This window comes from Planomonospora antibiotica, from assembly GCF_014647955.1.
In the GTDB taxonomy this organism is placed as follows: domain Bacteria; phylum Actinomycetota; class Actinomycetes; order Streptosporangiales; family Streptosporangiaceae; genus Planomonospora; species Planomonospora parontospora.
Map to the genome: position 1 here is coordinate 26,755 of NZ_BMQE01000024.1, position 23,577 is coordinate 50,331.

Here is a 23,577-nt window from a genome sequence, read left to right on the forward strand (position 1 = left end):
CCGCCAGAGAGGAAGTCCGGACATGCCGGAAAGGACAGTCGTCATCGCCTCGCGCACCGGTCTGCACGCCCGGCCCGCCAAGCTCTTCGTCCAGGCCGCGGCGGCCCAGGGGGTGCCGGTGCGGATCCGCCTCGGCGCGGGCCGGTCCGTCCCCGCCACCAGCATGCTCGCCGTGATGGCCCTCGGGGCGGGGCACGGCGCGGAGGTCGTCCTGGAGGCCGAGGGCCCGGGCGCGGACACCGCGCTCGACTCCCTGGCCGAACTGCTCTCCCGCGACCTCGACGCCGAGGAGGCACCGAATGCCTGAACCGGTGGCCGGACGCGCACCGGGGTCCGTACCCGTGTCCGGATCCGGGCGCGTGTCCGAGGCCGCGCCCGTATCCGGTTCCGGGGCCACGGCCGGGACCGGGACGGGGGCCGGACGGTTCGCGTCCGGGACGCTGCGCGGGCTGGGGGTCGGTCCCGGGCGGACGGCGGGCAGGGTCTTCCGGATGGCGGGCCCGCTCCCGCTCCCGGACCCGGTCCGGGAAGCCGATCCGGAGCGGGAGCTCGGGGAGGCGCTGCGCGCGCTGGAGTCCGTCTCCGCCGAACTGGCGGCGCGCGCCTCCGCCGCGTCCGGCCCGGCCGCGAGCGCGATCCTGGAGGCGCAGTCGTTCATCGCCGCCGACCCGGGCCTGCTCGAGTCGGTGCAGGAGAACGTCGCCGCGGGGATGGGCGCCGCCCACGCCCTCGACGCCGCCTGCGCCGGTCACCGGGAGGCGCTGCTGGCGGCCGGCGGCCTGTTCGCCGAGCGCGCCGCCGACCTCGACGACATCCGCAACCGGGCCGTCGCCGCGGTGCTGGACCTGCCCGTGCCCGGCGTCCCCGACCCCGGTCACCCGTTCGTCCTCGTCGCCGAGGACCTCTCCCCCGCCGACACGGCGGGCCTCGACACCGGGACCGTGCTCGCCCTGGTCACCGAGAAGGGCGGGCCGACCAGCCACACCGCGATCCTCGCCCGCGCCCTCGGCCTGCCCGCCGTGGTCGCCTGCCCGGGCGCCATGCGCGTCGGCGAGGGCACCTGGGCGGCGGTCGACGGGACCACCGGGGAGGTCCGCACCGGCATCGGGGAGGAGGAGGCCGCCGGGATCCTGCGGCTCGCCGCCGCCGACCGCCTCCGGCAGGCGTCGAGCAGCGGCCCCGGCCGGACCGCCGACGGGCACCCGGTCGAGCTGCTGCTCAACATCGGCTCCGCCGCCGACCTCGCACCCGGGGCGGACGCCGAGGGCGTGGGGCTCTTCCGCACCGAGTTCCTCTTCCTCGACCGCAGGGAAGAGCCGGACTTCGACGAGCAGGTCGCGGCCTACGAGGCCGTCTTCCGGGCCTTCCCCGGCGGGAAGGTCGTGGTCCGCACGCTCGACGCGGGCTCGGACAAACCGCTGCCGTTCCTCGGTGCGGCCCCGGAGCCCAATCCCGCGCTGGGCGTGCGGGGGCTGCGCGTCGCGCGCGGGCGGCCGGGCGTGCTGGACACCCAGCTCGACGCGATCGCCGAGGCCGCCCGCGTCAGCGGCGCGCAGCCGTGGGTGATGGCGCCCATGGTCTCCACGGTGGCCGAGGCGGACGACTTCGCCGCGCGGGCGCGGGTGCGCGGGCTCACCCGCGTCGGGGCGATGATCGAGGTCCCGGCCGCCGCGCTCCGGGCCGACCGGCTGCTGGAGCGGCTCGATTTCCTCAGCATCGGCACCAACGACCTCAGCCAGTACGCCTTCGCCGCCGACCGCCAGCACGGCGGGCTCGCCGACCTGCTCGACCCCTGGCAGCCGGGGCTGCTGGCCCTGATAGCCGGATGCGCGCAGGCCGGACTGGCGGCGGGCAAGCCCGTCGGGGTGTGCGGCGAGGCCGCGGCCGACCCCCTCCTGGCCCCCGTGCTGGCCGGGCTCGGCGTCACCAGCCTGTCCATGTCGGCGCCTGGCCTCGCACCGGTCCGGGACGCGCTGGCCCGCCGTACCCTGCAGCGCTGCCGGGACGAGGCCCGGCTCGCCCTCGACGCCGACGGCCCGGAGCGGGCCAGAGAGGCGGTGGCCGCGGGCCGGTGAACCCGCCGTGCCCCGGTCCGGGCCGCGGCGGGAGGGCGGCCGCCCTCAGTCCAGCTCGTAGTCGAGGTGGAAGGAGTGGACGCCGCCGTCGTTGACGATCCCGCCGCCGCCGCGGATGCCCAGCAGTTCCCCGGTACCGGAGTCGGGGAGGACCGTCCAGCTCAGCGCCGACTCCCCGGCGTGCTGCGTGGCCGTATGGTGGAGCACGAAGGTGCCCTTGCGGCCGTGCACGGTCCCGGTGAAGCGCTCGAAGCCCGCGTAGGCCGCCGACGTCTCGGCCTGGGAGACCGCGGTGATGATGTCGGTGGTGCTGGTGCCGGTCAGGTCGCCGTCGAAGGTCTTGGTGACGTGGACGCGGGTGAGCGTGGCCCCCTCGGCCGTGTCGTAGGGCTGCGGCTCCCAGCCGTCGATGGTGAAGGTTCCTGTGGCGCGCGGCATATCGGGCTCCCTCCTGGAATTCCGGATCTCCCGCCCATCATGGCGCCCCTACCTGTCATCTGATGTCAGGTATGGATCGGCCGCCGGGTGACGCCGACTGCGGCGCCTCCTCGACCGCGCCCTCGGGGCCGCGTTCCCGCCGCCGGGACCCGGACGCGACGTCCTCGCGCGGCGGTGGCAGGTACGGCCGGGAGGGCGGCGGCCGGCCCGGGCCCGGTGTGACGATGCCTTCGCCGGGGACTCGCCGCCCCCGCCCACGCCGGCGTCCGGATCTGCGTGCCCGTATGAACCGGATGATGCTCACGCGGCATCTTTCATCGCGGCGGACGTGCCGACCCGTCTCCTGGAGGCGCTGACGCTTCCCGGCCTCGTTCTGCTCAACGGATGTCATCCTCGCGGGCCGAAGCCCGTCATCAGGACGTGGACGGCGATGAGGACGCCGTCCTCGACGCGCGCGTGCAGCACCATCCCGCCGAGGCGCAGCTCGTACCCGGCCGTGAGGCCGCGGGCCGGCACCGGGCGACCCCGTGCGTTCGATCCGGTGACGTGTGGAGCCGACCGGTCGGCGCCTTTCCCGGCGGGGCCGGGGCGGCCGCCGCAGCCGGCCCGCGGAGGCCGTCCCTCGGCTCAGCGGGAGACTTTGACCGCTGCTCTGACCACGTCGCTCCGGGTTCCGTCGCCGCTCCAGGTCCCCCAGACGGTGGCGTAGCGGGCCGAGCCCGCGGGGACGGCGGCGGACAGCTGCAGCTGGACGCGGATCAGCCGGTAGGAGCCGCGCGCCAGGGCGACGCGCAGGCCGGAGGCCGAGTGCATCCTGGCGGTGACGTCGGCGCTGCCGGAGAAGTAGCGGACCGCCGATCCGGCGGCCGCGCGACCGCCCTTGATCGTGATGACTGTGGTGTCGGTGCCGTCGTTGTAGACGCGGACGTAGAAGCTGCGCGGCTTGAGCGTCCGCCCGGTCCGGCGCATCGTCACCGCCTTGGTCTGTGCCGCCGCCGCTCCGGCGGTGTAGACGTTGTTGCCCACGTAACCGGAGCTCGCGGAGGTGGCGATCAGGGCGTCCGGGCGCTGGTCGCTGACGGCGATGGTCACGGTCATGGTCGCCGGTGACCTCAACTCGGTGCCGGGCCCGGGTGAGGAGAGCGTGATGGTGAGGGTTTCCGCGGTCTCCGGGACGGTGTCGTCGCGGATGGTCAGCGCGATGGCCTTGGTGACCTGACCGGGAGCGAAGGTCAGCGTCCCGGGGGTGAGGATGAAGTCGGATCCGGAGGTGGCCCGTCCGCCGGTGTGGGCGTAGCGGACCTCTGCGGAGGACGTGACGCCGGTACGGGTGACCGTCAGGGGAACGGTGCCGGCGTTCTCGGTGACCGTCCTGGCCGTCTGCTGGAAAGCGGCCGCCGAACTGCTCAGCGCCAGACTGTGGTGGCTGCCGGCGGCGATCTGGGACACGTTGGCCAGCCCGGCGGGCACCCCGGTCTGGCCGAGGTCGTCGCGGCCCCAGGCGGCGACGGTGCCGTCGGACCTCAGCGCCAGACTGTGGGCGTCTCCGGCGGCGATCCGGGTCACGCCGGTCAGCCCGGCGGGCACCCCGGCCTGACCGAAGTCGTTGCCGCCCCAGGCGGCGACGGTGCCGTCGGACCTCAGCGCCAGACTGTGGTGGTAACCGGCGGCGACCTGGGTCACGCCGGTCAGCCCCGCGGGCACGTCGGTCTCGCCTTCCATGTTCATGCCCCAGGCGGCGACGGTGCCGTCGGACCTCAGCGCCAGGCTGTGGTACGGAGCGGCGGCGACCCGGGTCACGCCGGTCAGCCCCGCGGCCCCGTCGATCAGGTCCCGGGCGTCGTCGCCCCAGGCGACGACGGTGCCGTCGGACTTCAACGCCAGACTGTAGAAGGCGCCGGCGGCGACCTGGGTCACGCCGGTCAGCCCCGCGGGCACCCCGGCCTGGCCCAGGTCGTTGCCGCCCCAGGCGGCGACGGTGCCGTCGGACCTCAGCGCCAGACTGTGGTGGTAACCGGCGGCGACCTGGGTCACATCGGTCAGCCCCGCGGGCACCCCGGCCTGACCGTCACCGTTGTAACCCCACGCCGTCACGGTGCCGTCGGACCTCAGCGCCAGACTGTGGTAGTAACCGGCGGCGACCTGGGTCACATCGGTCAGCCCCGCGGGCACCCCGGCCTGACCGTCACCGTTGTAACCCCACGCCGTCACGGCACCGCCCGCCGCGGCCTGCGCTCGGCCCGGAACGGCCGGGAAGGCCGCGACGGCCGTCAGGACGGCCGTCAGCAGTGCCAGAACCGGGCCGAGAGCATGTCCCCACAGGGTTCCGGCCGGTGCCGGAGCCGCCGGTGAAGCCCTCATCGACCGCCCTCCTCTTCCGCATCGCGGGCAGAAACGGCACCGATCGTCAACACCGGTCGAAGGCCGGGATCATCTCCTTCATTGCACAGAAGGCGCGCAATATAGGAAATATGTCAAAAAAGGGGCATAAAGCAGCTTGAAATTGAAACCTGCTCCCCGGATCTTCGCTGGCGGCCGACCTGCGGCCGGATGACCTCCCACCGACCGGGTACGTCCCCGACCTGGGAAGGAACCACCGGAAAGCAGGGGGAAGCGATGATAGGAGCGACGATCGCGGCCGGGCTCATCGCGGCGGGGGTCGCGGCCGGGCCTGCCGCCGCAGGGGCCCAGCCGCTGGACGCGCCCGCCGAGCGGGCCTGCCGGATCCTGGCGGGCGTCAGCAATTCGAACAGCGGCCAGGCCGTCTTCAACGGGCTCGTCGCGGCCGCACGGCACGCCCGCCAGTCGGCGATCCCGGCCGTGGCCGAGACCGTCGCCCCGCTCGGCGAGACGGGCGGGTTCATCGTGGCCTCCCGGCCGCTGGCCCGGATATGCGAGGCCGCGGGCATCGACGTCCCCGGACGCACGGGATGACAGGCTGAAGGCCGTCCGGGCCGGCGCGCCGACCGTATCGCGCACCGGCTCGGACGGCGCCTCCCCCGTCGGCCGGGGCACGGTGCGTCCGGCGGGCCGACCGCCGGACGGTTTCGCCTCCGGCCCCGGCCTGCCGCCGACCCACCGCGCCCCGGGCCGATCACCGCTCCGCTTCGTCACGCGGAGCAACCATGCGATCAGCCGGACATTTGGCCAACCTGTGGATGACGTGCCAGCGCGTCGCGTCCACAGAGTGGACATATGGGAACTATGCGTAAAACTATCCGAATAGTCATCGCTGCCGTGTCACTCGCCGTAATGACCACTCCCTCCATCCGTGCCGCCGCGGCCTCCGCTCCCGGGCGGCTTCAGGCTCCCGCCCCCGCCCCCGCCCCCGCCGTCGCCGTACCGTCGTCGGCCGGGACGCGCGCGACGCCCGCGCCGGCGGGCACCCGGGCCATGTGGCTGTGGAACTCCGCCACCGCGGTCCCGGCCGAGGTGCTGGCCTGGGCCCGCGACCAGGACGTGACGGAGATCTTCGCCTACGCTCCCGCCGGCCTGCCCACCAACTCCTCCCTCCTGAACCGGATGCGCGAGCTCAAGCGCGGCGCCGACACCGCCGGCATCCGGCTGACCGCCCTGGGCGGAGAACCGGAGTGGGCCACCGACCACACCGCGGCCCGCACCTGGCAGCGCGCGGTGCTGGGCACCGGGCTGTTCGCCGGCAGCCACGTCGACGTGGAGCCCTACGCGCTGCCCGCGTGGCAGAGCGACCAGACCGCGCTGGCGCGGTCCTTCGTGCAGATGCTGCAGACGCTGCAGGCCGACAGCGCCCGGCCGCTGGAGGCCGACGTGCCGTTCTGGTACGGCGAGATCCCCACGGACGCCGGCACCACGCTGGCCGACCAGGTGCTGGCGCAGGTGAACGCCGTCACCGTCATGAGCTACCGCGACACCGCCACCGGCCCCAACTCGATGACCGACATCTCCGCCGACATGCTCACCCGCGGAGCCGCCGCGGGCAGGCCGGTCCGGCTGGGCGCCGAGACCGGCCCCCTGGAGGACTGCCCCCACTGCACCTTCGCCGGGGAGGGACCGGCGCGCGTGACCACGGTGCTGGCCGAGGTGGACGCGGCCGTCGGCGCGTCCGCGGCGTTCAACGGCATCGCGGTCCACCACTACGAGTCCTGGCGCACCATGGGCGCCTGACCGGGTCCGGGGAGGCGTGTCCCACGGCTCCGGGAAACCCGACACCTGCTCTTCTCATCCGTGACATCCGCGCGTAACACTGGGGCATGCTCTCCCCGTCCTCCGTCCCCCCGGCCGCGCCCCTCCGCGGCAGGGACGCGGAACTGGCCGCACTGCGCCGGCTGCTCGACGACGCCCGCCGCGGGGCGGGCGGCGCCGTGCTCCTGCTGGGCGCCCCGGGGACGGGCAAGTCCGCGCTCCTCGACGCCGTCGCCGCCCACACGGACACCCCGGCCGCCGCCCGTGCCGCCGGGGCCGGCCCGGACGCCGATGCCGCCGCCCGCCCGGACGGGGACCGCTTCGTCGTGCTCCGGACGCGCGGCGCCGAAGCGGAGTCGCGCCTGCCGTACGCCGGGCTGCACGCCCTGCTCCGCCCGGTCGCGGACCGGATGCCGGCGCTGCCCCCGGCGCAGGCGGCGGTGCTCGCCGAGGCCCTGGAGCTCGGTACGGCAGGCCGCGGCCTGGCGCTTCCCGCCGCCGTGCTCAACCTCCTGCTCGCCGTGGGACGCCCGGTCCTGGCCTGCGTCGACGACCTGCACCACCTCGACGCGCCGAGCCGCGAGGCGCTGTTCTTCGTCGCCCGGCGGCTCGGCGGGGAGCGGATCGCGCTGCTCCTGGCGGCCGACGGCGAGGGCGCCTCCGGCGGGGCGGGCGGGTGCGGCGACGGGGCCGGGGGCGCCGGCGGCGCTCCCGGTGACATCCCCCGGCTGGTCCTCGGCCGCCTGGCAGAGGAGGCCGCCCGGCAGGTGATCGACGACCTGGCGCCGCCAGGTCTCTCCGAGGACCTGCGGGTGTCGCTGGCCGAGGTCGCCCGCGGCAACCCGCTCGCGCTCCGCGAGCTCGTCGGCTCGCTCACCCCCGACCAGATGAGCGGTCTCGCCGCTCCCCCCGAGACCCTGCCGCCGGGCGGGCGGCTGTGGCGCGCGTACGCCGACCGGCTCTCGCGGCTGCCCGGTGAGACCGCGGACCTGCTGCTGCTGCTCGCCGCCGACCCGCACCTGGACACCGCCACCCTGCTGCGCGCCGCCGAGCCCCGCTGCCCGCTCACCGCGCTGGAGCCCGCCGAGAGGGCGGGCGTCGTCGTCCGCACGGCCGGCGACCTCTACGGCTTCCGCGATCCGGCGATGGGCCCGGTGGTCTACGCCGGGGCCTCCCCGGCCCGGCGGCGGGAGGCGCACCGCCTGCTGGCCGGCGTCCTGGACGCCGAGCACCAGCGGCTGCGGCGGGCCTGGCACCGGGCGGCCGCGCTGGACGGTCCCGCCGAGCGGCTGGCCGACGCGCTGGTGGAGGAACTCGCCGAGGGACCGGACGGCACGGCCGGCGGGGCCGCGGGCCGGGGCGGCTTCCCCGAGGCGTTCCGCGCCTTCGAGCGGGCCGCGGATCTCACGCTCCGCGGGGACGTCAGGGCGGCCCGCCTGGCCGCCGCCGCACGCCACGCCTGGCACGCGGGCCTGCCGCAGCGCGCCCGGTCGCTGCTGGTCCGCCTCAACTCCCTGGCCGTCACCGAGGAGGTGCGGGGACGGGCCGAGCTGGTCCGGGGCAACCTGGAGCTGCGCAGCGGCAAGACCGGCAACGCCTGCGACGAGCTGCTGGCGGCGGCCGACTGGCTGCTCGACCGCGACCGGGAGCAGGCCGTCCGGGCGCTGATCCGCGCGAGCGAGGCGACCTACCTCGCCGGGGACAACCACCGGTTCATGGCCATCGCGCGCCGCGCCGCCGCGCTGCGGCGGCCGGACGACCCGCCCACCACGCAACTGATGTTCGAGTACCTCGCGGGCATGGCGGCGACCTTCCGGGGCCGGCACCGGGAGGCGGCGGCGCCGCTGCGCCGCGTCCTGGACCTGGCCCCCTCGGTGGACAACCCCTCGGTGCTGGTCTGGGCCTGCGTCTCCAGCCTCATGCTCGGCGACGACGCCCAGGCGCTGAAGCTGTCCACCCGGGCGATCGACATCGCGCGCGCCCAGGGGGCCGTCTCCACGGTGCCGCAGGTGCTGGAGTTCCTGATCCAGGCCGAGATCTGGATGGGGCGCTACGCCTCCGTCGCGGCCAACGCGATGGAGGGCCTGCGGCTGGCCCAGGAGACGGGCAGGCTCAACAGCGCCGCCCAGCATCTCGCCTGGCTCGCCCTGACCGCCGCGGTGCAGGGCGACGAGGAGACGTGCCGGATCAGGGCCGGCAGCGCGATCGAGCTGGCCGACGCCCACGGCCTGGGCGTCGCCGGGGCGCTCGGCAACTGGGCGCTGGCCCACCTGGACGTCGCCGCGGGCCGCCACGCGGGCGCCACCGCGCGGCTGCGGGCCACGGCCGGTTCCGGCGGAACGGGCGGCCACCTGGTCATCCGGGTCATGGCGACCCCCCACTTCGTCGAGGCGGCCGTGCGCACCGGCGACGTCGAGCACGCGCGGGCGGCCCTGGAGGTGCTCGACCGCTGGGTGGGCAGCACGCGCAGTCCCGACCGGCTGGCGCTGGCGGCGCGCTGCCACGCGCTCCTGGCCGGCCGGGGCGAGGCCGAGGAGCGCTTCCGCGAGGCGCTCGACCTGCACGGGCGGGGCTCCTGCGCGTTCGAGACGGCCCGCACGCAGCTGCTGTTCGGCAGCGCGCTGCGCCGCAACCGGCGGCCCGGCGCGGCCCGGGAGCACCTGCACGGCGCACTGGAGACCTTCGAGCGGTACGGCGCGCGGCTCTGGGCCGAGCAGGCCCGGGGCGAGCTGCGCGCCTCGGGAGAGGCCCTGCCGTCCCGGCGTGCCCGGATCCGGTCGGCCGAGGCGCGGGCGCAGGCCGAGGAGGCGCCCGCGGCCCAGGCGCTGACGGCTCAGCAGTTCCAGATCGCCCGGCTGGTCGCCGACGGCGCCACCAACCGGGAGGTGGCCGCCCAGCTCTTCCTGAGCCCGCGCACCGTCGAACACCACCTCAGGAACATCTTCGCCCGGCTCGGCATCCGCTCCCGCGTCGAACTGGTACGGCTGCTGTCGTAGCCACCCGCCTCCCCCCCTGCGGCCGTTCATGAGCATCTCTGCGGGGAACTCCCGGCCGGACCGGTCGATCGCGCCGACGCCGCAGGTGGCGGCCACCGCGTTGCGGGCGCCTGCTGCGGCGCATGGCCGCGCTCGGGACCGGTCTCCGGCCCCCTGCGCGGAACGGACTGCGGTGAGGCGCGGGTGTTTTCGCTGGGGATCGGTCACACTGATCAGAACGGGAGCTTTCGCCCCGGGACGAACGCACCGCAGGAGGATGACTTCCCGCGGTCGGCAGGAGGCCGTATGCAGATTCCAGAGTCGGTGACGTGCCGCTCTTGCTTCCGGGTCGTGATGGCCGGTGATGCCGTCTCCTACACCCCGGTCCGGGGCCGGTTGATCGTCGAGCGCGGATACTGCCTGTGCCCGGCCGAGGAGGCCGCCGGCGGGCTGCCGACGGGCTCCTCACCCAGGGTGTCCGGATAGCGGGGGAACCAGATGGCGGAGGAAGGAGCCGGGTGATTTCCGGAAGCGAAGACCGCCGGTGTGAACACCCTGTCCGGTACTCATGATGAGCCGGCCCCGTCCGATAGAACGGCATGAAGTCTGCTCGTCTACGCGCCGGTTCCCCCCTGGCGGGTCTCGTCGTCCTCCTCGTCGTCGCGCTCGGTTTCCTGGCCCAACGACAGATCACCGTCGCCGCGTTCGACCGCGTCGAGGCCGACGGGGTGGCCCAGGACGCGCAGCGCATACGTATCGCGCTGGATTATGAGATCCGCCTGCTGGCCGACTACGGTGCGACCAACTCGATCTGGGACAGCTCGTTCACCGATGTGCGCACCGCCGACCGGGCCGCCTTCGAAGCGGACTTCCCCCCGCAGGACATCCGGCGTATCTACGGTGTGGACGGCGTCGTGGGCACCGGACCGGACGGCCGGCCGCGCGTCGGCGGGCTGGCGGGCCCGCAGGCGGGCTTTGCCCCGCTCCCGGCCGAGCTGGCCCGGCCTGAGCTTCTGCGCCGGCTGTTCGACCTCGACGGCGGTGCGGGATCAGCACGCTGCGGCGTCGTCCAGACCACCGCTTCGCCCCTGCTGTACTGCGGGTTCGCCAGCCATCGCGGTGACAGCAGCGGCAGCCCCGCCGGCGGGCTGGTCTACTTCAAGGCCCTGGACCCGGATCGTCTGGCCATGCTGGGTGAGCAGATCGGCCTGCCGGTGGAGCTGGTCGACCAGGCCGCCCCGGCCAACGGCCGCTCCCTTGCGCTGTCCAGCCGGCTGGGCGAGCTGAAGGTCACCACGGGCACCGTCGATGAGGACCGCATCGGCCTGAGCGTCGCCGTCCCCACCACGGCGGGATCGCCGATCCTGATCGGCGCCGTGCGCGAGCGCCCCATCCACGCCACCGCCACGGCCACGCTGCGCACCGGCTTCCTCCTGACCGCGGCCGCCGCGGCACTGCTGTTCGGCGCGGTGCTGGTCCTGGTGCGCCGGGGCGTGCGGCGGCAGGTCGGGCCGATGTTGCGCACCACCGAGGCCGTCATCACCTCCGGTGACCGCAGCCTGCGCGTGCATTCGGATGACCGCGGAGAGATCGGCGCGCTGGGTCGCGCCATCGACACCATGCTGGAGACGATCGCAGCCCAGGACGCGGACCTGGAACGCGCCGCGGCCGCGCGCGAAGAGCAGCTGCGCGCCACCTACGCCGAACGGCGGCTCAACGAGCAGCAGGCCCGCCGGCGCGCCCAGGAGATGATCAACAGCAGCGTCGCCACCATCATGGACGAGCTCCGGGTCGTGGCCGACAAGACCGAGGAGGTGCGCGGCACGGCCGACACCATCGATGAGCAGGTCAAGGCGACCGACAGCGTCGCCCACCGGACCGTCGAGCAGGCACGCCAGGCCAACGGCGCCATCGAACAGCTCGAGACGTCCCTGCGAAAAGTAGAGGGGATCGCCCACATCATCTCGAGCGTGGCCGCGCAGACCCACCTGCTCGCGCTGAACGCCACCATCGAGGCCGTCCACGCCGGCGAGGCGGGCCGGGGCTTCAGCGTCGTGGCCGGCGAGGTCAAGGATCTGGCCACGGCGACGACGCAGTCGACCGGGGAGATCACCGCCATCATCCGCTCGCTGGAGGCCAACGCGACCGCCGTGACGAGCGCGCTGGCCGCGATGACCGGGGGCATCGGCAACCTCGATACGGCGACCTCGCAGGTCGGTGCCATGACCCGCCGGCAGCACGCCAGCATCGACCTGCTCAACGAGTTCCTGGACCGGGCGATCCGCCGGATCTCGACCATGGCGCACCTGAGCGAGCACCTGGAAAGACGTGACTCCCCCCGCGCGGCGATCAGCGCCCAGGCGTGGATCCATTCGGGCGGTCACCGCCACCCCGCCCAGGTGCTCGACCTGAGCGTCTCTGGCACACACCTGTCCGGCAGCCGGGATATTCCGCTCACCACGGGCGATCGCGTCGAGGTCGCCATCCTCCTGGAGGGGGACGCCCCCTTGACGCTGAGCGCGGAGATCGTCCACCACACCACACGTGAGGACGCCGTCGAACTCGGCCTGCGGTTCGCCGACGTCCCGCAGAGCGCGGCGGACCGCATCCGCCACTACGTCATGACGGTCCTCAACGGACACGGTTGAACCCCGTCGAGCACTCAGGAGGCCATGCCCCGTCCGAGCCCATGACGGGCGACTTCGACGGCAGCGGCAAGCTCGGTCAGGACCGCCGCCGGGGCGTCCCGGTCGGCGCGGTCGGTGCGGTCGGTGTGGTCGGTGCGATCGGCCTCGCCGACCAGGCGCATCCCGGCCGGATCAACGGTACGCACCAGCCGCAGCTGCGGGCTCCACCCGTCCGCGAGGGGTCATGGAGGTCCATCCGATCTCCCTTGACAGGCAAGTGCAGGCTTGCATATAACTGTGGTCATGGACGCCGATCCCGACCTGTTCAAGGCCATCGGAGACGCGACGCGACGCATCATCCTGGACGAGCTGACCGACAAGGACGGTCAGACGCTGTTCGAGATCTGCAGCCGGCTGGCCATGAAGCACGGCCTGGCCTCCTCGCGCCAAGCCATCTCGCAGCACCTGGCGGTGCTCGAGCAGGCCGGCCTGGTGCACACCCGGCGACAGGGCCGGTACAAGTTCCACCACATCGACACGAGCCCGCTGCGCTCGATCGTCGAGCGGTGGCCCATCGACCGAGAGGAACCGAACCCGTGATCCGCATAAACATCACCAGCGTGCTCGTCGACGACCAGGCCAAGGCCCTGGCCTTCTACACGGAGAAGCTGGGGTTCATCAAGAAGACCGACGTGCCCGCCGGCGAGGCCCGTTGGCTCACCGTGGTCTCCCCCGCCGACCCGGACGGTGTCGAGCTGCTGCTGGAGCCGGACGGCCACCCGGCGGCGGGCCCGTTCAAGAGGGCTCTGGTCACCGACGGCATCCCGTTCACCCAGTTCGCCGTCGACGACGTGCACGCCGAGGTCGAGCGGCTCAAGGGGCTGGGCGTCGAGTTCACCCAGGACGCGACCGACCTCGGCCCGGTGGTCACCGCCGTCTTCGACGACACCTGCGGCAACCTGATCCAGATCGCCGCCATGAAGTAGGGGGAGCGCGCGGCAGGCCGCCGCGGCCCCGGAGGCAGCGGGCGCGAATGACACCTCGCCTCCCATTCGGAAATCATCACAGTGAACAACTAAAAGGACGGAGCCGAACAGAGTCGTTAAAAGGTTTATATTACCGTTCGCGATGAATTCTCGCCCCTTTCTGCCTACCATCGTCGCCTAGCGTTCATCTCTTTTCGGGGGCAGGCTCCGTGTCACGTCGTGAACATGTGCGTTCCCTCCTGGAGACGAGGCGTTTCCAGTGGGCCATCGTCGCGGTCATCGTGGTCAACGCCGCCACCCTGGGGGCGGAGACCTCCTCGGTGCTGACCGGCCACGTCGGCGGGTTCCTGCGTGCCGTCGACCGGATCACACTGGCGGTCAACGCCATGGACGAGCAGAGCACCTCCGCCGAGGAGCAGCACACCGACGACCGGCTCACCGTGATGCTGTCCGAGATGGTCCGCCTGCACGCCAAGCTCGACGCCGTGCTGGCCGCGCAGGCGGTCCCGGCCGGTTCCGGCCGGGACCGCCCCGAGGACCACGTGGAGGCCGGGCTCAGCCCTTGACGGCCGTGGCCGCAAGACGCGGCCACACCCTGATCGATCCCGGCGGCTACCGGGAACCCGCCACCGGATCTGCCCGTCACCGCGGATCTGCTGGCGGCACGATGACCCGGATGGGCGGTGGCCGCAACTGGCCGCGATCTGCTGACGGACCAGGGCGGTCGATCGCTTCCCGCGACGGAGGCGATCGTTTCCGGCGCGGGGAGCCGATCACGGCAGCCGCACCGAGGTGTCGATCACCTTACGCCTCCCGGAGGGACTGGGTCAGGTTGACCGTGTTTCCGTCAGGGTCGCGGACATGGGCCACCCGCTGCCCCCAGGGCATGTCGTTCGATGGGCCGAGCACGCGTCCGCCGGCCGCCTCGACCTGCTCCAGCAGGTCGTCGACGTCGTCGACGTCCACGCTCAGCAGGATCCGTTGCGGTGCGGACGGATCGGCCGACGCGTCGTCGACCAGGCCGAGTTCCGAGTCGCCCAGCTTCAGGCTCACGAAGAAGACGGGTCCGTCGTCCGGGAAGCGGTGTACTTCCACGGCCCCGAGCAGGCGCTCGTAGAAGGTCTGCAGGCGGGCCAGGTCGGCTGTGATGATGATGGGCTGGACAGTCGTCACGTCCGCTCCTCTGATTCGCAGGTGAACTGCCGTCCCTGGGGATACGCCGTGGCGTCGCGGAACTCATCGGTGCGGCGCGAACTTCTCCGGCTGCCGGGAGGAGGACGGCCCGGCGGCCCCGGCGCCTCTCCTGCGGCGCCGTACCCCCGAAACGGCCGGTAAGGCACGCGCCGCCGCCGAACGGGCGGACGCCGAGCCCCTGCCGATGTGGCCGGCCCGCGAGCAGACGCTCCGGCACGGGCGTCGCGGGGCCTAGAACGAGCTGGTGCGGTGGCGGGCGCGGAACTCCGCCAGGAGCTCGTCGGTCACTTCCGCGCCGGCCGCCACGGCCGCATGCACCTCGCGGAAGTAGCCCTCGTAGCCGGCCGGCGTGTACAGGCACAGGGCGCGGACCGGCTCGGTGCCGGCGTTGCGGAAGCCGTGCGGGGTTCCCCGCACGGCGGCGAGCAGGTGCCCGGGGCCGACCGTCACCTCTCCGTCGCCGTGGTGCAGGGTCAGGTCGCCTCGCAGCACATAGAAATACTCATCGTGTCCGTGGTGCACGTGCGGGCGGGCCCCGACCACGCCTCCCGCCAGTGTGAACTCCTCGAACGCGAAGCGGCCGCCGGTGTGCTCACCGGTCAGCCGGAAGAAGTGCTCCACTCCCGCCACGTTGATCAGCTCGCCCTCCTCGGGGCGGCGCAGCAACGGACGGGGCTCTGGCAGCTGGTTGTCGATCACCTCGGCATTATCGGATGCTCCGGTGAACTCTGCGCCGCCGGCCCCGGCGGAGACCGCCACGAGCCCGCGGCGGACGTCGACGGGTGCGGTCACCATCCGGTCGGCGGAGGCGGACGCTGGATGACTGAACTCAGTCCGGCGAGGTCTGACCCGGTTCGGCCCGCGGCCAGGCGGTCATCGCGGTGTCGGCGACCTCGGCGAGTTCGGTCGCGTCGGCCCCGTCGCGGGCGCGCTGTGACATCCCCTGGATGACGGCGGCGAAATAGCCGGCCAGGGCGCGCGGGTCGGCGCCGGGCGGGATCTCGCCCTCCTGCTGGGCGACGTGCAGGCGGTCGCGGAAGACCATGACGTTGGCGTTACGCAGGTCGCGCAGGAACACCGCTATCTCGGCGTCCTGGACCGTGACGTTGGTGGCGGCGCTGATGGTCAGGCAACCGGCCGGATGGGAGGGGTCGGGGTAGATCACCGCCGCCTGGCGCAGGATGCGGGCGAACGCCCGGAAGGCGGTGGGTTCCTCCTCCAGGGCGATGCCGATGAACGCACCGACGGGCGAGCGCGCGTAGGCGTGCACCACCTCCTTGAACAGCGACCGCTTGTCACCGAAGGCGGCATACAGGCTGCCCGGGCGGATGCCCATCGCCTCGGTGAGCTCGCTGAGCGAGGTGGCCTCGTAGCCGCGCTCCCAGAACAGACGCGTGGCCTGCATGAGGGCCGCGTCGCGATCGAACGTGCGCGGCCGTCCCCGCGGTGCCCCCGTCTGACCCATGCCCCCATTGTAGAGCGATCGCTCAACAAGTTGTGCTAGCTTCTTTGTTGAGCAATCACTCAACAAAGAAGAGCGGAAGGACACCATGAGCGCACACCCGCTGGACGACAAGATCGCGCTGGTCACCGGCGGCAGCCGGGGAATCGGCCGGGCCATCGCCGAGCGGCTCGGCCGGGACGGCGCCGTCGTGGCCGTCGCCTTCGCGCGCGACGAGGCCGCGGCAGACGAGGTCGTCGAGACGATCGGCAAGGGCGGCGGCCGGGCGTTCGCGATCCAGGCCGAACTGGGCAGACACGGTGACGCGGCCGCGCTCTGGGCCGCCTTCGACGAGCAGATCCGGCAGCACTCGCCCCGGGCGGGCGTCGACATCATCGTCAACAACGCCGCCATCGGTCGTAGCGCGGACCTGGTCTCACTCACCGAGGAAGGATTCGACGAGCTCTTCGCGGTGAACGTCCGGGCGCCGTTCTTCATCGTGCAGCACGGACTCGAGCGGCTGCACGACGGCGGACGCATCATCAACATCTCCAGCGGCGCGGCCCGCCTGGCCATGCCGGAGATCATCGCCTACGGCTCCACGAAGGGCGCTCTGGACACCTTCACCCTCAACCTGGCCAAGCAGCTGGGGCCGCGGGGCATCACGGTCAACTCGGTGGCGCCCGGAATCGTCGACACCGACGTCAACGCGGGGTGGCTTCGCGGCAACCCGCAAGCCCAGGCCCACGCGGCGTCCCTGGCGGCCCTCGGCCGGATCGGACAGCCCGAGGACATCGCCGACATCGTGGCCTTCCTCGCCTCCGACGACGCCCGCTGGGTGACCGGCAGAGTGATCGACGCGACCGGCGGCGCCGGCCTGTGACGCCCTTCTCGGGCGGGAAGCGCCCGCCGTACCGTTCCCGCCCGAGACGATCGACCACCCAAGGTGATCACGACCGGGCAGCCGGGCACGAGCTTTGTCGCGCAACGGCGGAGAGGCCGTGGCGGTGCATTCGGCAGTGCCGCTGCGTTCGGTCGCAAGCCGAATGCCAAGGCCGACCCGTCGGCGGTCGTCGCCTGGTCACGGGTGGCGTGCAGCGCGTGGCCGCGGACGATGCCCCGTTCGAAGACCACCGGCGCGGGGACGGCCCTGTACGGGGCCGCCGCCCGCGCCGGTGGCGGAACCTTTCAGACGGCGAACTGGTCCACGATGCCGTGCAGTTCGGCGGCGACCTCATCGAGCCGACCGGCGGTCCGGCGGGCCTCGGCCACCCCGGCGGTGGTGGTCTGCGCGGCGCCGGCGACCGCGGTGATGCCGGCGGCGATGTCGTCGGCACCGACCGCGGCCTGGGAGATGTTGCGGCTCATCTCCCCGGAGGTGGCGCTCTGCTCCTCCACCGCGGCGGCGATGGCGGTGGAGTGCTCGCTGACGGTCGTGATGACCTCGCTGATCCCGCCGATGGCTGCGATCGCCGCCTCGGTGTCGACCTGGATGGCCTCGATCCGGCGGGCGATGTCCTCGGTCGCCTTGGCGGTCTCCTGCGCCAGGTCCTTGACCTCGCCGGCCACCACCGCGAACCCCTTGCCCTGCTCGCCGGCGCGGGCGGCCTCGATGGTCGCGTTCAGGGCGAGCAGGTTGGTCTGCTCGGCGATGCTCGTGATGGTCTTGATGACCGAGCCGATCTCCGCGCTGGAGGCCCCCAGCTTGGCGACGGTCTCACCGGCGTCCCGCACGGTCCGCACGCCGGTGTCGGCCACCCGCGCCGCCTGCGAGACGCTGCCGGCGATCTCGGCGATGGTGGTGCTCATCTCCTCGCTGGCCGCCGCGATGGTCTGCACGTTGGCCGAGACCTGCTCGGCGGTGGCGGCGACCTGGTCGGAGCGGGCCGCGGTACCGGTGGCGGCGCCGTCCATCCGCGTGGAGACGGCGGTCAGCTCGCGGGAGGCACCGGTCAGCGTCGCGCTGTGGCGGGCGATCACGCCGAAGGCGTCCCGCAGCACGCCCACGGTCTGGGCCAGGGCGCGGGCCATGTCCCCGAGTTCGTCGCGGCGAGAGGTGTCGATGGAGACGGTCAGGTCTTTCGCGGCGATGGTGCGCAAGGCCTGCACGGTCGCGGCCAGCGGCCGGGTGACGGTCCGGGTCACGGCCACGGCCAGCCCGGCGGCCAGAAGCAGGCACAGGGCGCCCGCACCCAGCATCAGCCGCAGGGAGCTGTCGCTGGTGGTGCGCGCGTCGGCGGCCGCGGCGGTGAGGTTGGTCACGGATTCGGCGGCCAGCTCGTCCACGGCGGTGGCGGCCTGGTCGAAGCGCTCCAGCGCCTCACCGGCCACCAGATCGTTGGCCTCGTCCACCCGGGCGGGCGTGCCGTCGCGGTAGGCGGCGACGATGCGCCCGTCGACGTCCAGGAAGTCCTCGAACGCGCTCTCGGCCCGCTGCAGGTCCTCGCGCTGGGTGGCGGTCAGTTCCAGGCCCGCCAGCTTGTCCAGGTCGTCGCGGAAGGCGGCGGTGGAGGCCAGGAAGTTCTTGCGCTGGCCGACGGCGTCATCGGCGGCGCCCGGCACGCCGCGCAGGGCGTCGAAGGCGTATCCGGTCTGCCAGCCGGCGAAGTCGGCGGTGCGGAACTTGGCCGTCAGCGCCGCGCCGCGCACCGCCGCGCTGGTGTCCATCCGTGCGGCCGCGTCCCGTGCCGAGGAGATGCCGGCGGCTCCCACCCCGACGGCGCCGCACAGCAGGACGCCCACCACGGCGAAGGCGCCGCCCAGGCGCGTGCCGACCTTCAAATCGTTGAGCTTTCTCATGTCCGGTTCCCCGTGCTGTCATGTCCGTAGCGTTCGTCGGGCGCCGTCGGCGCTCGCACTCCGACCATCGGCTGCGTCGCCCGCCGGGTGAGTGAATCACCCCGCCGGGTCGTCACCGGTTTTCCGCATTTCAGCCCGCGCCGTCGGCGAGGCCTCCATCCTGCTGGAGGGCGCCGGAGCCGCGGCCGCGGCCGTACGCGCCGTCACCCGGTGCGCCGGTGAGCGACGAGGGCCGGAGAACGGGCTCAGTACGGCAGGTAGTAGCTGAGCACGTCGGCGGTGAGCGGTGGGAAGAGCGCCTGGAACAGCTCCTCCTCCCCGGCGTAGACGTCGGGCCGGATCCGTGCCAGCCCCTCCATCCCGTGCGGGCCGAACAGCAGGGCGGGCAGATGGTCGGGCGCCACTCCAGCGCCCCCCACGGTTCCGGGGCTCTGCATCGCACCGCCGGCGACGATCTCGCCGAGCCCGTCGTCGTGAACCGGGATCCGGTAGTGGGCGCCGAAGGTGGAGATGACGATGTCGCGGCCGGTGCGTTCCGTCCCCGCCGCGGTGAGGCGCTGCCAGAGCAGCGGCCGCAGGCGGTCGAGCAGCGTTGCGGTGTCCGGGATGCGGATGTAGTACTGCTCCGCCTGCTTGCGCGGTCCGCGGTCGAGGAGCTCATGCCAGGCGGCGTCGGCCGCGGTTCCGGCCCGGTGGACGGTGCGTACCCGGCCGCCGGGTACCAGCGCGGCGACACCCCGAAGCAGCTCCTGCGCCGCCGGCCCGTCGAGTGCGGCGGCCTCGGCCAGGAGCACCCCGTCGTCGTCGGGGGGTGTGGTGCGTCCGGTGGCGACGACGGCGCCGGCGCGGTCAAGGACCCACAGGGTGCTCGCTTCGTGCTCCAGCAGCCATCGCCAGCACGCCGCCGAACGGGGCACGGACACGTCGAACCGGCTCTGGGCCATATCCTGAAGGCCTGCCATCGCGGAGACGTCACGGGGCTGAGCGGCGCGGAGCACGGGCTTCGCCCCGTCATCGGGCGGCGGGGTCCGCACGGTCAGCGCCTGCGGTATGTCGATGGCGTATTCGTAGCCGAACAGCCGGTAGAAGTACGGGATCCCGATCATCACCTGAATGACGTGGCCACGGGCGGCGGAGCGGTCGTGAGCCCATTGCATGAGCGCCCGTACGAGTCCGCGTCCTTCGTATTCGCGGTCGGTGGCGACCAGTTCGACCTGGCCGGCGGGCAGGTGGATACCGCCGATGCGCACCTCCTCGTCGAGGAGCGTCGCGGTGGAGACGACCCGGTCGCCGTCGACGACCACGGCACAGGCCGGCCAGCCGGCGTCGTGGTCGGTGACGACCAGGCGGTGGTCGACGGCGTCGGCCGGGTCGCCGCGTTCGGCGAGGAGCGCGCCGATCTGGTCGAGGTCTGTGGGCTGCGCCTGCCGCAGGACGAGGCCGTCACCGAGCGGGAGAGGCTCAGGAGGTACAGACGGGTAGGTTGTGCTCACGGCGGGACTATTCCATTGTCCCAGTCGTCTCGTCCACAGGATTTTCCCGGAGCATCGTTTCTCCGGGTGCCGGTTCCGCGGTTCCGCACTCCGTTCGTGCAGACCGCACGGCGGAAGACCGGATGCCGGATCCGGCTGCTTCGCGGGCGGAGGTCAGCGCGCGGCGCGGCTCCCTCCGGTGCGCAGGGTCACCTGCGGGATCCCCGTCTCGGGATGGGCGGCCACCTCGGCGTCGACCCGGTAGACGTCGGCCAGCAGGGCGGGGGTCAGCACCTCGGCGGGCGTGCCGAGGGCCACGACGCGGCCGCCGTCCATGACGCAGATGCGGTCGCAGAACGCGGCGGCCAGGTTGAGGTCGTGCAGGGCGACCACCGAGGTGACGCCGAGCCCGCGCACCAGGCTCAGCGCATCCAGCTGGTGGCGCAGGTCGAGGTGGTTGGTCGGCTCGTCCAGCACCATCACGGCCGGTTCCTGGGCCAGCGCCCGCGCGATCAGCACCCGCTGCTTCTCGCCGCCCGACAACCGGTCGAACGGCGCGTACGCCAGGTCGGCCACGTCGAGCCGGTTCAGGGCGTCGGCGATGATCTCCCGGTCGGAGGCGTTGTCGCCGTCGAACGCGCGTTTGTGCGGGGTACGGCCCATGGCGACGACGTCGTACACGGTGAGTTCGAAGTCACCGCCGCTCTCCTGGAGCACGGCGGCCAGGTGCCGGGCCAGCCGGGCGGGCGGCATCTTCCAGACGTCCTCGCCGTCCAGCAGCACCCGGCCCGAGGTGGGCCTGCGGGCCCGGTAGAGGGTGCGCAGCAGCGTGGACTTGCCCGCGCCGTTGGGCCCTGCCAGCCCCAGCACCTCTCCCCCGGCGACCTCCAAAGAGATCCCGCGGACCAGGTCCCGGCCGTCGGCGCGGACCGACACGTCCTCCACGGTCAGCCTCACTTGGCGCGCCTCCGCATCAGCCACAGGAAGAACGGCCCGCCGACCAGCGCGGTGATGATCCCCACCGGGATCTCCTCCGGCGCGATCAGGGTGCGGGCCGCCAGGTCGGCCGCGATGAGGAAGGCCGCCCCGAGCAGCGCCGTCGCCGGCAGCGCCCGGCGGTGGTCGGCGCCGATCAGCAGCCGGACGACGTGCGGCATGATCAGCCCGACGAAGCCGATGGCCCCGCTGACCGCGACGACCGTGCCGATCATCAAGGCGACCAGCACGAACAGCGCCGCCCGGAAGCGGTGCACGTCCAGCCCGAGCGAGGCCGCCGCCTCCTCCCCGGCCAGCAGCAGGTTCAGCGGCCGGGACACCCCGACCAGCACGGCCGTGCCGGCCAGCACGGCGGCGCCCGGGATCCACACCACCGTCCAGGTCGTCCCCGCCAGGCCGCCCAGCATCCAGCGCACCGCCGACTGGGTCTTGTGCGGGTCGTTGGAGGTGACCACCAGGAAGCTGGCCACGGCCGACAGCACCTCGGCCGTCGCGACTCCGGCCAGCACCAGCCGGACCGTGGTCATCCGGCCGCCGGAGCGTGCCAGGAAGTACACCGCCACCAGGGCTGCCAGGGCTCCGAGGAACGCGGCGACGGGCAGCGAGAACACGCCGAACACGGTCAGGCCGAACACCACCACGCTGACCGCGCCGACGCCGGCTCCGGAGGACACGCCCAGCAGCATGGGGTCGGCCAGGGGGTTGCGGACCAGGGCCTGCAGGGCCATGCCGCACACCGACAGGCCTGCGCCGATCACCGCCGCCAGCAGGACACGCGGCAGTCGCACGTCCATGACGATGGTCTCCCGCACGGCGGTCCAGGTCGGCTCGGCCAGCGCCGGGTGCACCCGGTGCAGCAGGATGCCCCATACCTGTCCCGCCGGGAGCGTGACCGACCCGGCCGCGACGGCGGCCGTCGCCGCCGCGCCCAGCAGCGCGAGCAGCAGACCGAGCACGACCGGGTACGGCAGGCCCGGGCGCCGGGCGGGCAGTACGGCGCCCGCGGTCAGCCCGCTCACTCGAACCGGTCGGCGTGCAGCTGCCCGGCCAGCGCCTCGACCGCCCCCGGTGCCCGGACCCCGAGCACCACCGACGACAGCGGCAGCACCGCGAACCGCTTGTTCTTGATCGCCGGCACGTCCTTGAGCGCCGGGTTGTCCAGTAGGAACTTCTTCTTGGCTTCCACGGACTGGCTGCCGTAGTCGTAGATGACGATCCAGTCGGGCGCGCGCTCGGCGACCTGCTCGAAGGAGACGTCGCCCCACACCTTGTCGAGGTCGGCGAAGATGTTCTCCGCCCCGGCCAGCGTGATGATCTCGTTGCCGATGCCCTTGCCGCCGGCGGTGAAGGCGGTCCTGTCGCCGCTGTCGTAGACGAACAGCTTCACCGGCGCCGCCCCCGCCAGCTTCTCCCGTACTCCGGACAGAGCGGTGTGCAGCTCGGTGAGCAGCGGCTCGGCCCGGCCGGGCACGCCGAAGATCTTCGCGACGTTGCGGATCTCGGTGTCCATCAGCTCCATGGCCACCGGGCCCTTGGCGCACTCCTCGACGTTCAGGTACGTCTTGATGCCGGCCTTGTGCAGGACGTCCCGGCCGCGGCCCTCCTTCTCGTCGAAGGTGCTGGCGAAGCCGCCGTAGACGAAGTCGGGCTCTTCGGCCAGCAGGGCCTCATAGGCCGGGTACTCCTTCGCGACCACCTTGATCGCGTCGTAGGCCGCCTGGTACTCCGGCAGCACCTTGTCGTCGAGATAGGCGGTGCCGATCATCGACTTCTCCAGCCCCAGGGCCAGCATCACCTCGGTGGCGTGCTGGTTCATCGAGATCGCCCGCCGCGGCGGCCGCTCGTAGGTCGTCCGTACACCGCAGTTGTCCAGGGTGACCGGGAAGCCCGCGGGCGCGGCGGCCGCCTGGGCTGCGGCCGGGGCGTCACCGGCCGGGGTGCCGCCGCAGGCGGCCAGCGCTCCGGATACCAGGAGGGCGAGCAGGAGGGACGCGGGACGTCTGCCCGTCATGAAGTGTTCCTCTCACGGAATCTGCACAACGGGGCGGATCCGGGAGAGGGAACGCCGAGAAGCCTCTCGGCGCGGCCACCGGCCCAGCGGGCACCGGAGCCCGCTCCTCTCCGGGGAGATCCGCCCCAGTTCATCGAGGAGGCGACCGCGTGAGTCTCCTGGCTCTCGGGTCGCTGCTCGTCCCCGCCTTCCCACCCCGGGCAGGGGCGGTGGCGTGGTGGGGATCCGCTCGCCGATCACAGTGGCGGGACCGCGCCGGATTCACACCGGCTTCCTCAGTCCGCGCTCGCCTTCGCGCCATCATCACATGAAACGGATCAATGCGCACGATCCGGGCCGCCCTTGTCGCGACGAGTTCGCACCGACCACCGCAGCGCGACAACCGCGCCGGAGTCACACCGG

At 73.2% G+C, this 23,577-nt stretch carries 23 protein-coding genes and 1 riboswitch; of the genes, 11 read left to right on the plus strand and 12 right to left on the minus strand.

Features of this window, described 5'->3' with window-relative positions:
- The first annotated feature begins 22 nt into the window (after positions 1-22).
- Entirely contained in the window at positions 23-307 is a 285-nt protein-coding gene (locus IEZ06_RS21390) for an HPr family phosphocarrier protein (RefSeq protein WP_189238479.1), read from the plus strand.
- A 133-nt stretch (positions 308-440) separates the two neighbouring features.
- Positions 441-2,075 (plus strand): phosphoenolpyruvate--protein phosphotransferase, encoded by a 1,635-nt coding sequence (locus IEZ06_RS21395; RefSeq protein WP_275414884.1) that lies wholly within the window; start codon positions 441-443, stop codon positions 2,073-2,075.
- A gap of 45 nt (positions 2,076-2,120) precedes the next feature.
- Here the strand turns inward: IEZ06_RS21395 and IEZ06_RS21400 are convergent, their stop codons facing one another.
- From IEZ06_RS21400 to IEZ06_RS21405, 3 genes are all read right to left on the minus strand, one after another.
- Positions 2,121-2,513, minus strand: coding sequence for a DUF3224 domain-containing protein (locus IEZ06_RS21400; RefSeq protein WP_189238481.1), 393 nt, complete (start codon positions 2,511-2,513; stop codon positions 2,121-2,123).
- A 387-nt stretch (positions 2,514-2,900) separates the two neighbouring features.
- Positions 2,901-3,029: a hypothetical protein gene (locus tag IEZ06_RS37260; protein ID WP_268245617.1), complete on the minus strand. Its 129-nt coding sequence runs from the start codon at positions 3,027-3,029 to the stop codon at positions 2,901-2,903.
- A 111-nt stretch (positions 3,030-3,140) separates the two neighbouring features.
- Positions 3,141-4,874 (minus strand): Calx-beta domain-containing protein, encoded by a 1,734-nt coding sequence (locus IEZ06_RS21405; protein WP_189238482.1) that lies wholly within the window; start codon positions 4,872-4,874, stop codon positions 3,141-3,143.
- Between the two features lie 255 nt (positions 4,875-5,129).
- On the opposite strand from IEZ06_RS21405, the gene IEZ06_RS21410 reads away from it, so the two are divergent.
- The 5 genes from IEZ06_RS21410 (at position 5,130) to IEZ06_RS21425 (ending at position 12,297) form a co-directional block, all read left to right on the plus strand.
- Entirely contained in the window at positions 5,130-5,447 is a 318-nt protein-coding gene (locus IEZ06_RS21410; RefSeq protein WP_189238483.1) for a hypothetical protein, read from the plus strand.
- A 318-nt stretch (positions 5,448-5,765) separates the two neighbouring features.
- Positions 5,766-6,656, plus strand: coding sequence for a hypothetical protein (locus IEZ06_RS21415; protein WP_189238484.1), 891 nt, complete (start codon positions 5,766-5,768; stop codon positions 6,654-6,656).
- An 86-nt stretch (positions 6,657-6,742) separates the two neighbouring features.
- Positions 6,743-9,670, plus strand: a complete 2,928-nt coding sequence (locus IEZ06_RS21420; RefSeq protein WP_189238485.1) for an AAA family ATPase — start codon at positions 6,743-6,745, stop codon at positions 9,668-9,670.
- Between the two features lie 330 nt (positions 9,671-10,000).
- Positions 10,001-10,135, plus strand: a complete 135-nt coding sequence (locus IEZ06_RS37265; RefSeq protein ID WP_268245618.1) for a hypothetical protein — start codon at positions 10,001-10,003, stop codon at positions 10,133-10,135.
- Between the two features lie 113 nt (positions 10,136-10,248).
- Positions 10,249-12,297 (plus strand): methyl-accepting chemotaxis protein, encoded by a 2,049-nt coding sequence (locus tag IEZ06_RS21425; protein WP_189238486.1) that lies wholly within the window; start codon positions 10,249-10,251, stop codon positions 12,295-12,297.
- Positions 12,298-12,311: 14 nt separating this feature from the next.
- On the opposite strand, the gene IEZ06_RS21430 is transcribed toward IEZ06_RS21425, so the two are convergent.
- A complete protein-coding gene (locus IEZ06_RS21430; RefSeq protein WP_189238487.1) occupies positions 12,312-12,482 on the minus strand; it encodes a hypothetical protein in 171 nt (56 codons plus the stop codon).
- Between the two features lie 97 nt (positions 12,483-12,579).
- Here IEZ06_RS21430 and IEZ06_RS21435 point away from each other — a divergent pair, with 97 nt between their 5' ends.
- The 3 genes from IEZ06_RS21435 to IEZ06_RS21445 all read left to right on the plus strand — a co-directional run bounded on the left by IEZ06_RS21435 (position 12,580) and on the right by IEZ06_RS21445 (position 13,828).
- Complete coding sequence (locus tag IEZ06_RS21435; RefSeq protein WP_189238488.1) at positions 12,580-12,876, plus strand: ArsR/SmtB family transcription factor; 297 nt, start codon at positions 12,580-12,582, stop codon at positions 12,874-12,876.
- Positions 12,876-13,262: a VOC family protein gene (locus IEZ06_RS21440; protein ID WP_189238538.1), complete on the plus strand. Its 387-nt coding sequence runs from the start codon at positions 12,876-12,878 to the stop codon at positions 13,260-13,262. Before IEZ06_RS21435 ends, IEZ06_RS21440 begins: the two co-directional genes overlap by 1 nt.
- Positions 13,263-13,489: 227 nt before the next feature.
- A complete protein-coding gene (locus IEZ06_RS21445; RefSeq protein WP_189238489.1) occupies positions 13,490-13,828 on the plus strand; it encodes a hypothetical protein in 339 nt (112 codons plus the stop codon).
- A gap of 238 nt (positions 13,829-14,066) precedes the next feature.
- Here IEZ06_RS21445 and IEZ06_RS21450 read toward each other — a convergent pair whose 3' ends face one another.
- From IEZ06_RS21450 to IEZ06_RS21460, 3 genes are all read right to left on the minus strand, one after another.
- Positions 14,067-14,435, minus strand: a complete 369-nt coding sequence (locus IEZ06_RS21450; RefSeq protein WP_189238490.1) for a VOC family protein — start codon at positions 14,433-14,435, stop codon at positions 14,067-14,069.
- 252 nt (positions 14,436-14,687) lie between these two features.
- Positions 14,688-15,155 carry a cupin domain-containing protein gene (locus IEZ06_RS21455; RefSeq protein WP_189238491.1) on the minus strand — a complete coding sequence of 156 codons (468 nt, stop codon included), beginning with the start codon at positions 15,153-15,155 and terminating at the stop codon, positions 14,688-14,690.
- Positions 15,156-15,285: 130 nt separating this feature from the next.
- A complete protein-coding gene (locus IEZ06_RS21460; RefSeq protein WP_189238492.1) occupies positions 15,286-15,921 on the minus strand; it encodes a TetR/AcrR family transcriptional regulator in 636 nt (211 codons plus the stop codon).
- 85 nt (positions 15,922-16,006) lie between these two features.
- Here IEZ06_RS21460 and IEZ06_RS21465 point away from each other — a divergent pair, with 85 nt between their 5' ends.
- Positions 16,007-16,780 (plus strand): SDR family oxidoreductase, encoded by a 774-nt coding sequence (locus IEZ06_RS21465; RefSeq protein ID WP_189238493.1) that lies wholly within the window; start codon positions 16,007-16,009, stop codon positions 16,778-16,780.
- 305 nt (positions 16,781-17,085) lie between these two features.
- On the opposite strand, the gene IEZ06_RS21470 is transcribed toward IEZ06_RS21465, so the two are convergent.
- The 5 genes from IEZ06_RS21470 to IEZ06_RS21490 all read right to left on the minus strand — a co-directional run bounded on the left by IEZ06_RS21470 (position 17,086) and on the right by IEZ06_RS21490 (position 23,175).
- On the minus strand, positions 17,086-18,696 hold the full coding sequence (locus tag IEZ06_RS21470; protein ID WP_189238494.1) for a methyl-accepting chemotaxis protein: 1,611 nt from the start codon (positions 18,694-18,696) through the stop codon (positions 17,086-17,088).
- A 245-nt stretch (positions 18,697-18,941) separates the two neighbouring features.
- Positions 18,942-20,189 (minus strand): GNAT family N-acetyltransferase, encoded by a 1,248-nt coding sequence (locus IEZ06_RS21475; RefSeq protein WP_189238495.1) that lies wholly within the window; start codon positions 20,187-20,189, stop codon positions 18,942-18,944.
- A 153-nt stretch (positions 20,190-20,342) separates the two neighbouring features.
- The gene (locus IEZ06_RS21480) at positions 20,343-21,125 is read right to left on the minus strand and encodes an ABC transporter ATP-binding protein (RefSeq protein ID WP_189238496.1); all 783 of its coding nucleotides are present in this window, start codon (positions 21,123-21,125) and stop codon (positions 20,343-20,345) included.
- Positions 21,122-22,174 (minus strand): FecCD family ABC transporter permease, encoded by a 1,053-nt coding sequence (locus IEZ06_RS21485; protein WP_189238539.1) that lies wholly within the window; start codon positions 22,172-22,174, stop codon positions 21,122-21,124. The genes IEZ06_RS21480 and IEZ06_RS21485 overlap by 4 nt, the downstream gene beginning before the upstream one ends.
- A 5-nt stretch (positions 22,175-22,179) precedes the next feature.
- Positions 22,180-23,175 (minus strand): ABC transporter substrate-binding protein, encoded by a 996-nt coding sequence (locus IEZ06_RS21490; protein WP_189238497.1) that lies wholly within the window; start codon positions 23,173-23,175, stop codon positions 22,180-22,182.
- A 126-nt stretch (positions 23,176-23,301) separates the two neighbouring features.
- A riboswitch (cobalamin riboswitch) is annotated at positions 23,302-23,495 on the minus strand.
- Positions 23,496-23,577: the final 82 nt, after the last annotated feature.

Excerpts from the sequence above, each read along its gene's own strand:
- IEZ06_RS21390 (WP_189238479.1), top strand. The coding sequence starts at position 23 with ATGCCGGAAAGGACAGTCGTCATCGCCTCGCGCACCGGTCTGCACGCC.
- IEZ06_RS21400 (WP_189238481.1), bottom strand. The coding sequence starts at position 2,513 with ATGCCGCGCGCCACAGGAACCTTCACCATCGACGGCTGGGAGCCGCAG.
- IEZ06_RS21405 (WP_189238482.1), bottom strand. The coding sequence starts at position 4,874 with ATGAGGGCTTCACCGGCGGCTCCGGCACCGGCCGGAACCCTGTGGGGA.
- IEZ06_RS21410 (WP_189238483.1), top strand. The coding sequence starts at position 5,130 with ATGATAGGAGCGACGATCGCGGCCGGGCTCATCGCGGCGGGGGTCGCG.
- IEZ06_RS21415 (WP_189238484.1), top strand. The coding sequence starts at position 5,766 with ATGACCACTCCCTCCATCCGTGCCGCCGCGGCCTCCGCTCCCGGGCGG.
- IEZ06_RS21420 (WP_189238485.1), top strand. The coding sequence starts at position 6,743 with ATGCTCTCCCCGTCCTCCGTCCCCCCGGCCGCGCCCCTCCGCGGCAGG.
- IEZ06_RS21425 (WP_189238486.1), top strand. The coding sequence starts at position 10,249 with ATGAAGTCTGCTCGTCTACGCGCCGGTTCCCCCCTGGCGGGTCTCGTC.
- IEZ06_RS21435 (WP_189238488.1), top strand. The coding sequence starts at position 12,580 with ATGGACGCCGATCCCGACCTGTTCAAGGCCATCGGAGACGCGACGCGA.
- IEZ06_RS21460 (WP_189238492.1), bottom strand. The coding sequence starts at position 15,921 with ATGGGTCAGACGGGGGCACCGCGGGGACGGCCGCGCACGTTCGATCGC.
- IEZ06_RS21465 (WP_189238493.1), top strand. The coding sequence starts at position 16,007 with ATGAGCGCACACCCGCTGGACGACAAGATCGCGCTGGTCACCGGCGGC.
- IEZ06_RS21470 (WP_189238494.1), bottom strand. The coding sequence starts at position 18,696 with ATGAGAAAGCTCAACGATTTGAAGGTCGGCACGCGCCTGGGCGGCGCC.
- IEZ06_RS21490 (WP_189238497.1), bottom strand. The coding sequence starts at position 23,175 with ATGACGGGCAGACGTCCCGCGTCCCTCCTGCTCGCCCTCCTGGTATCC.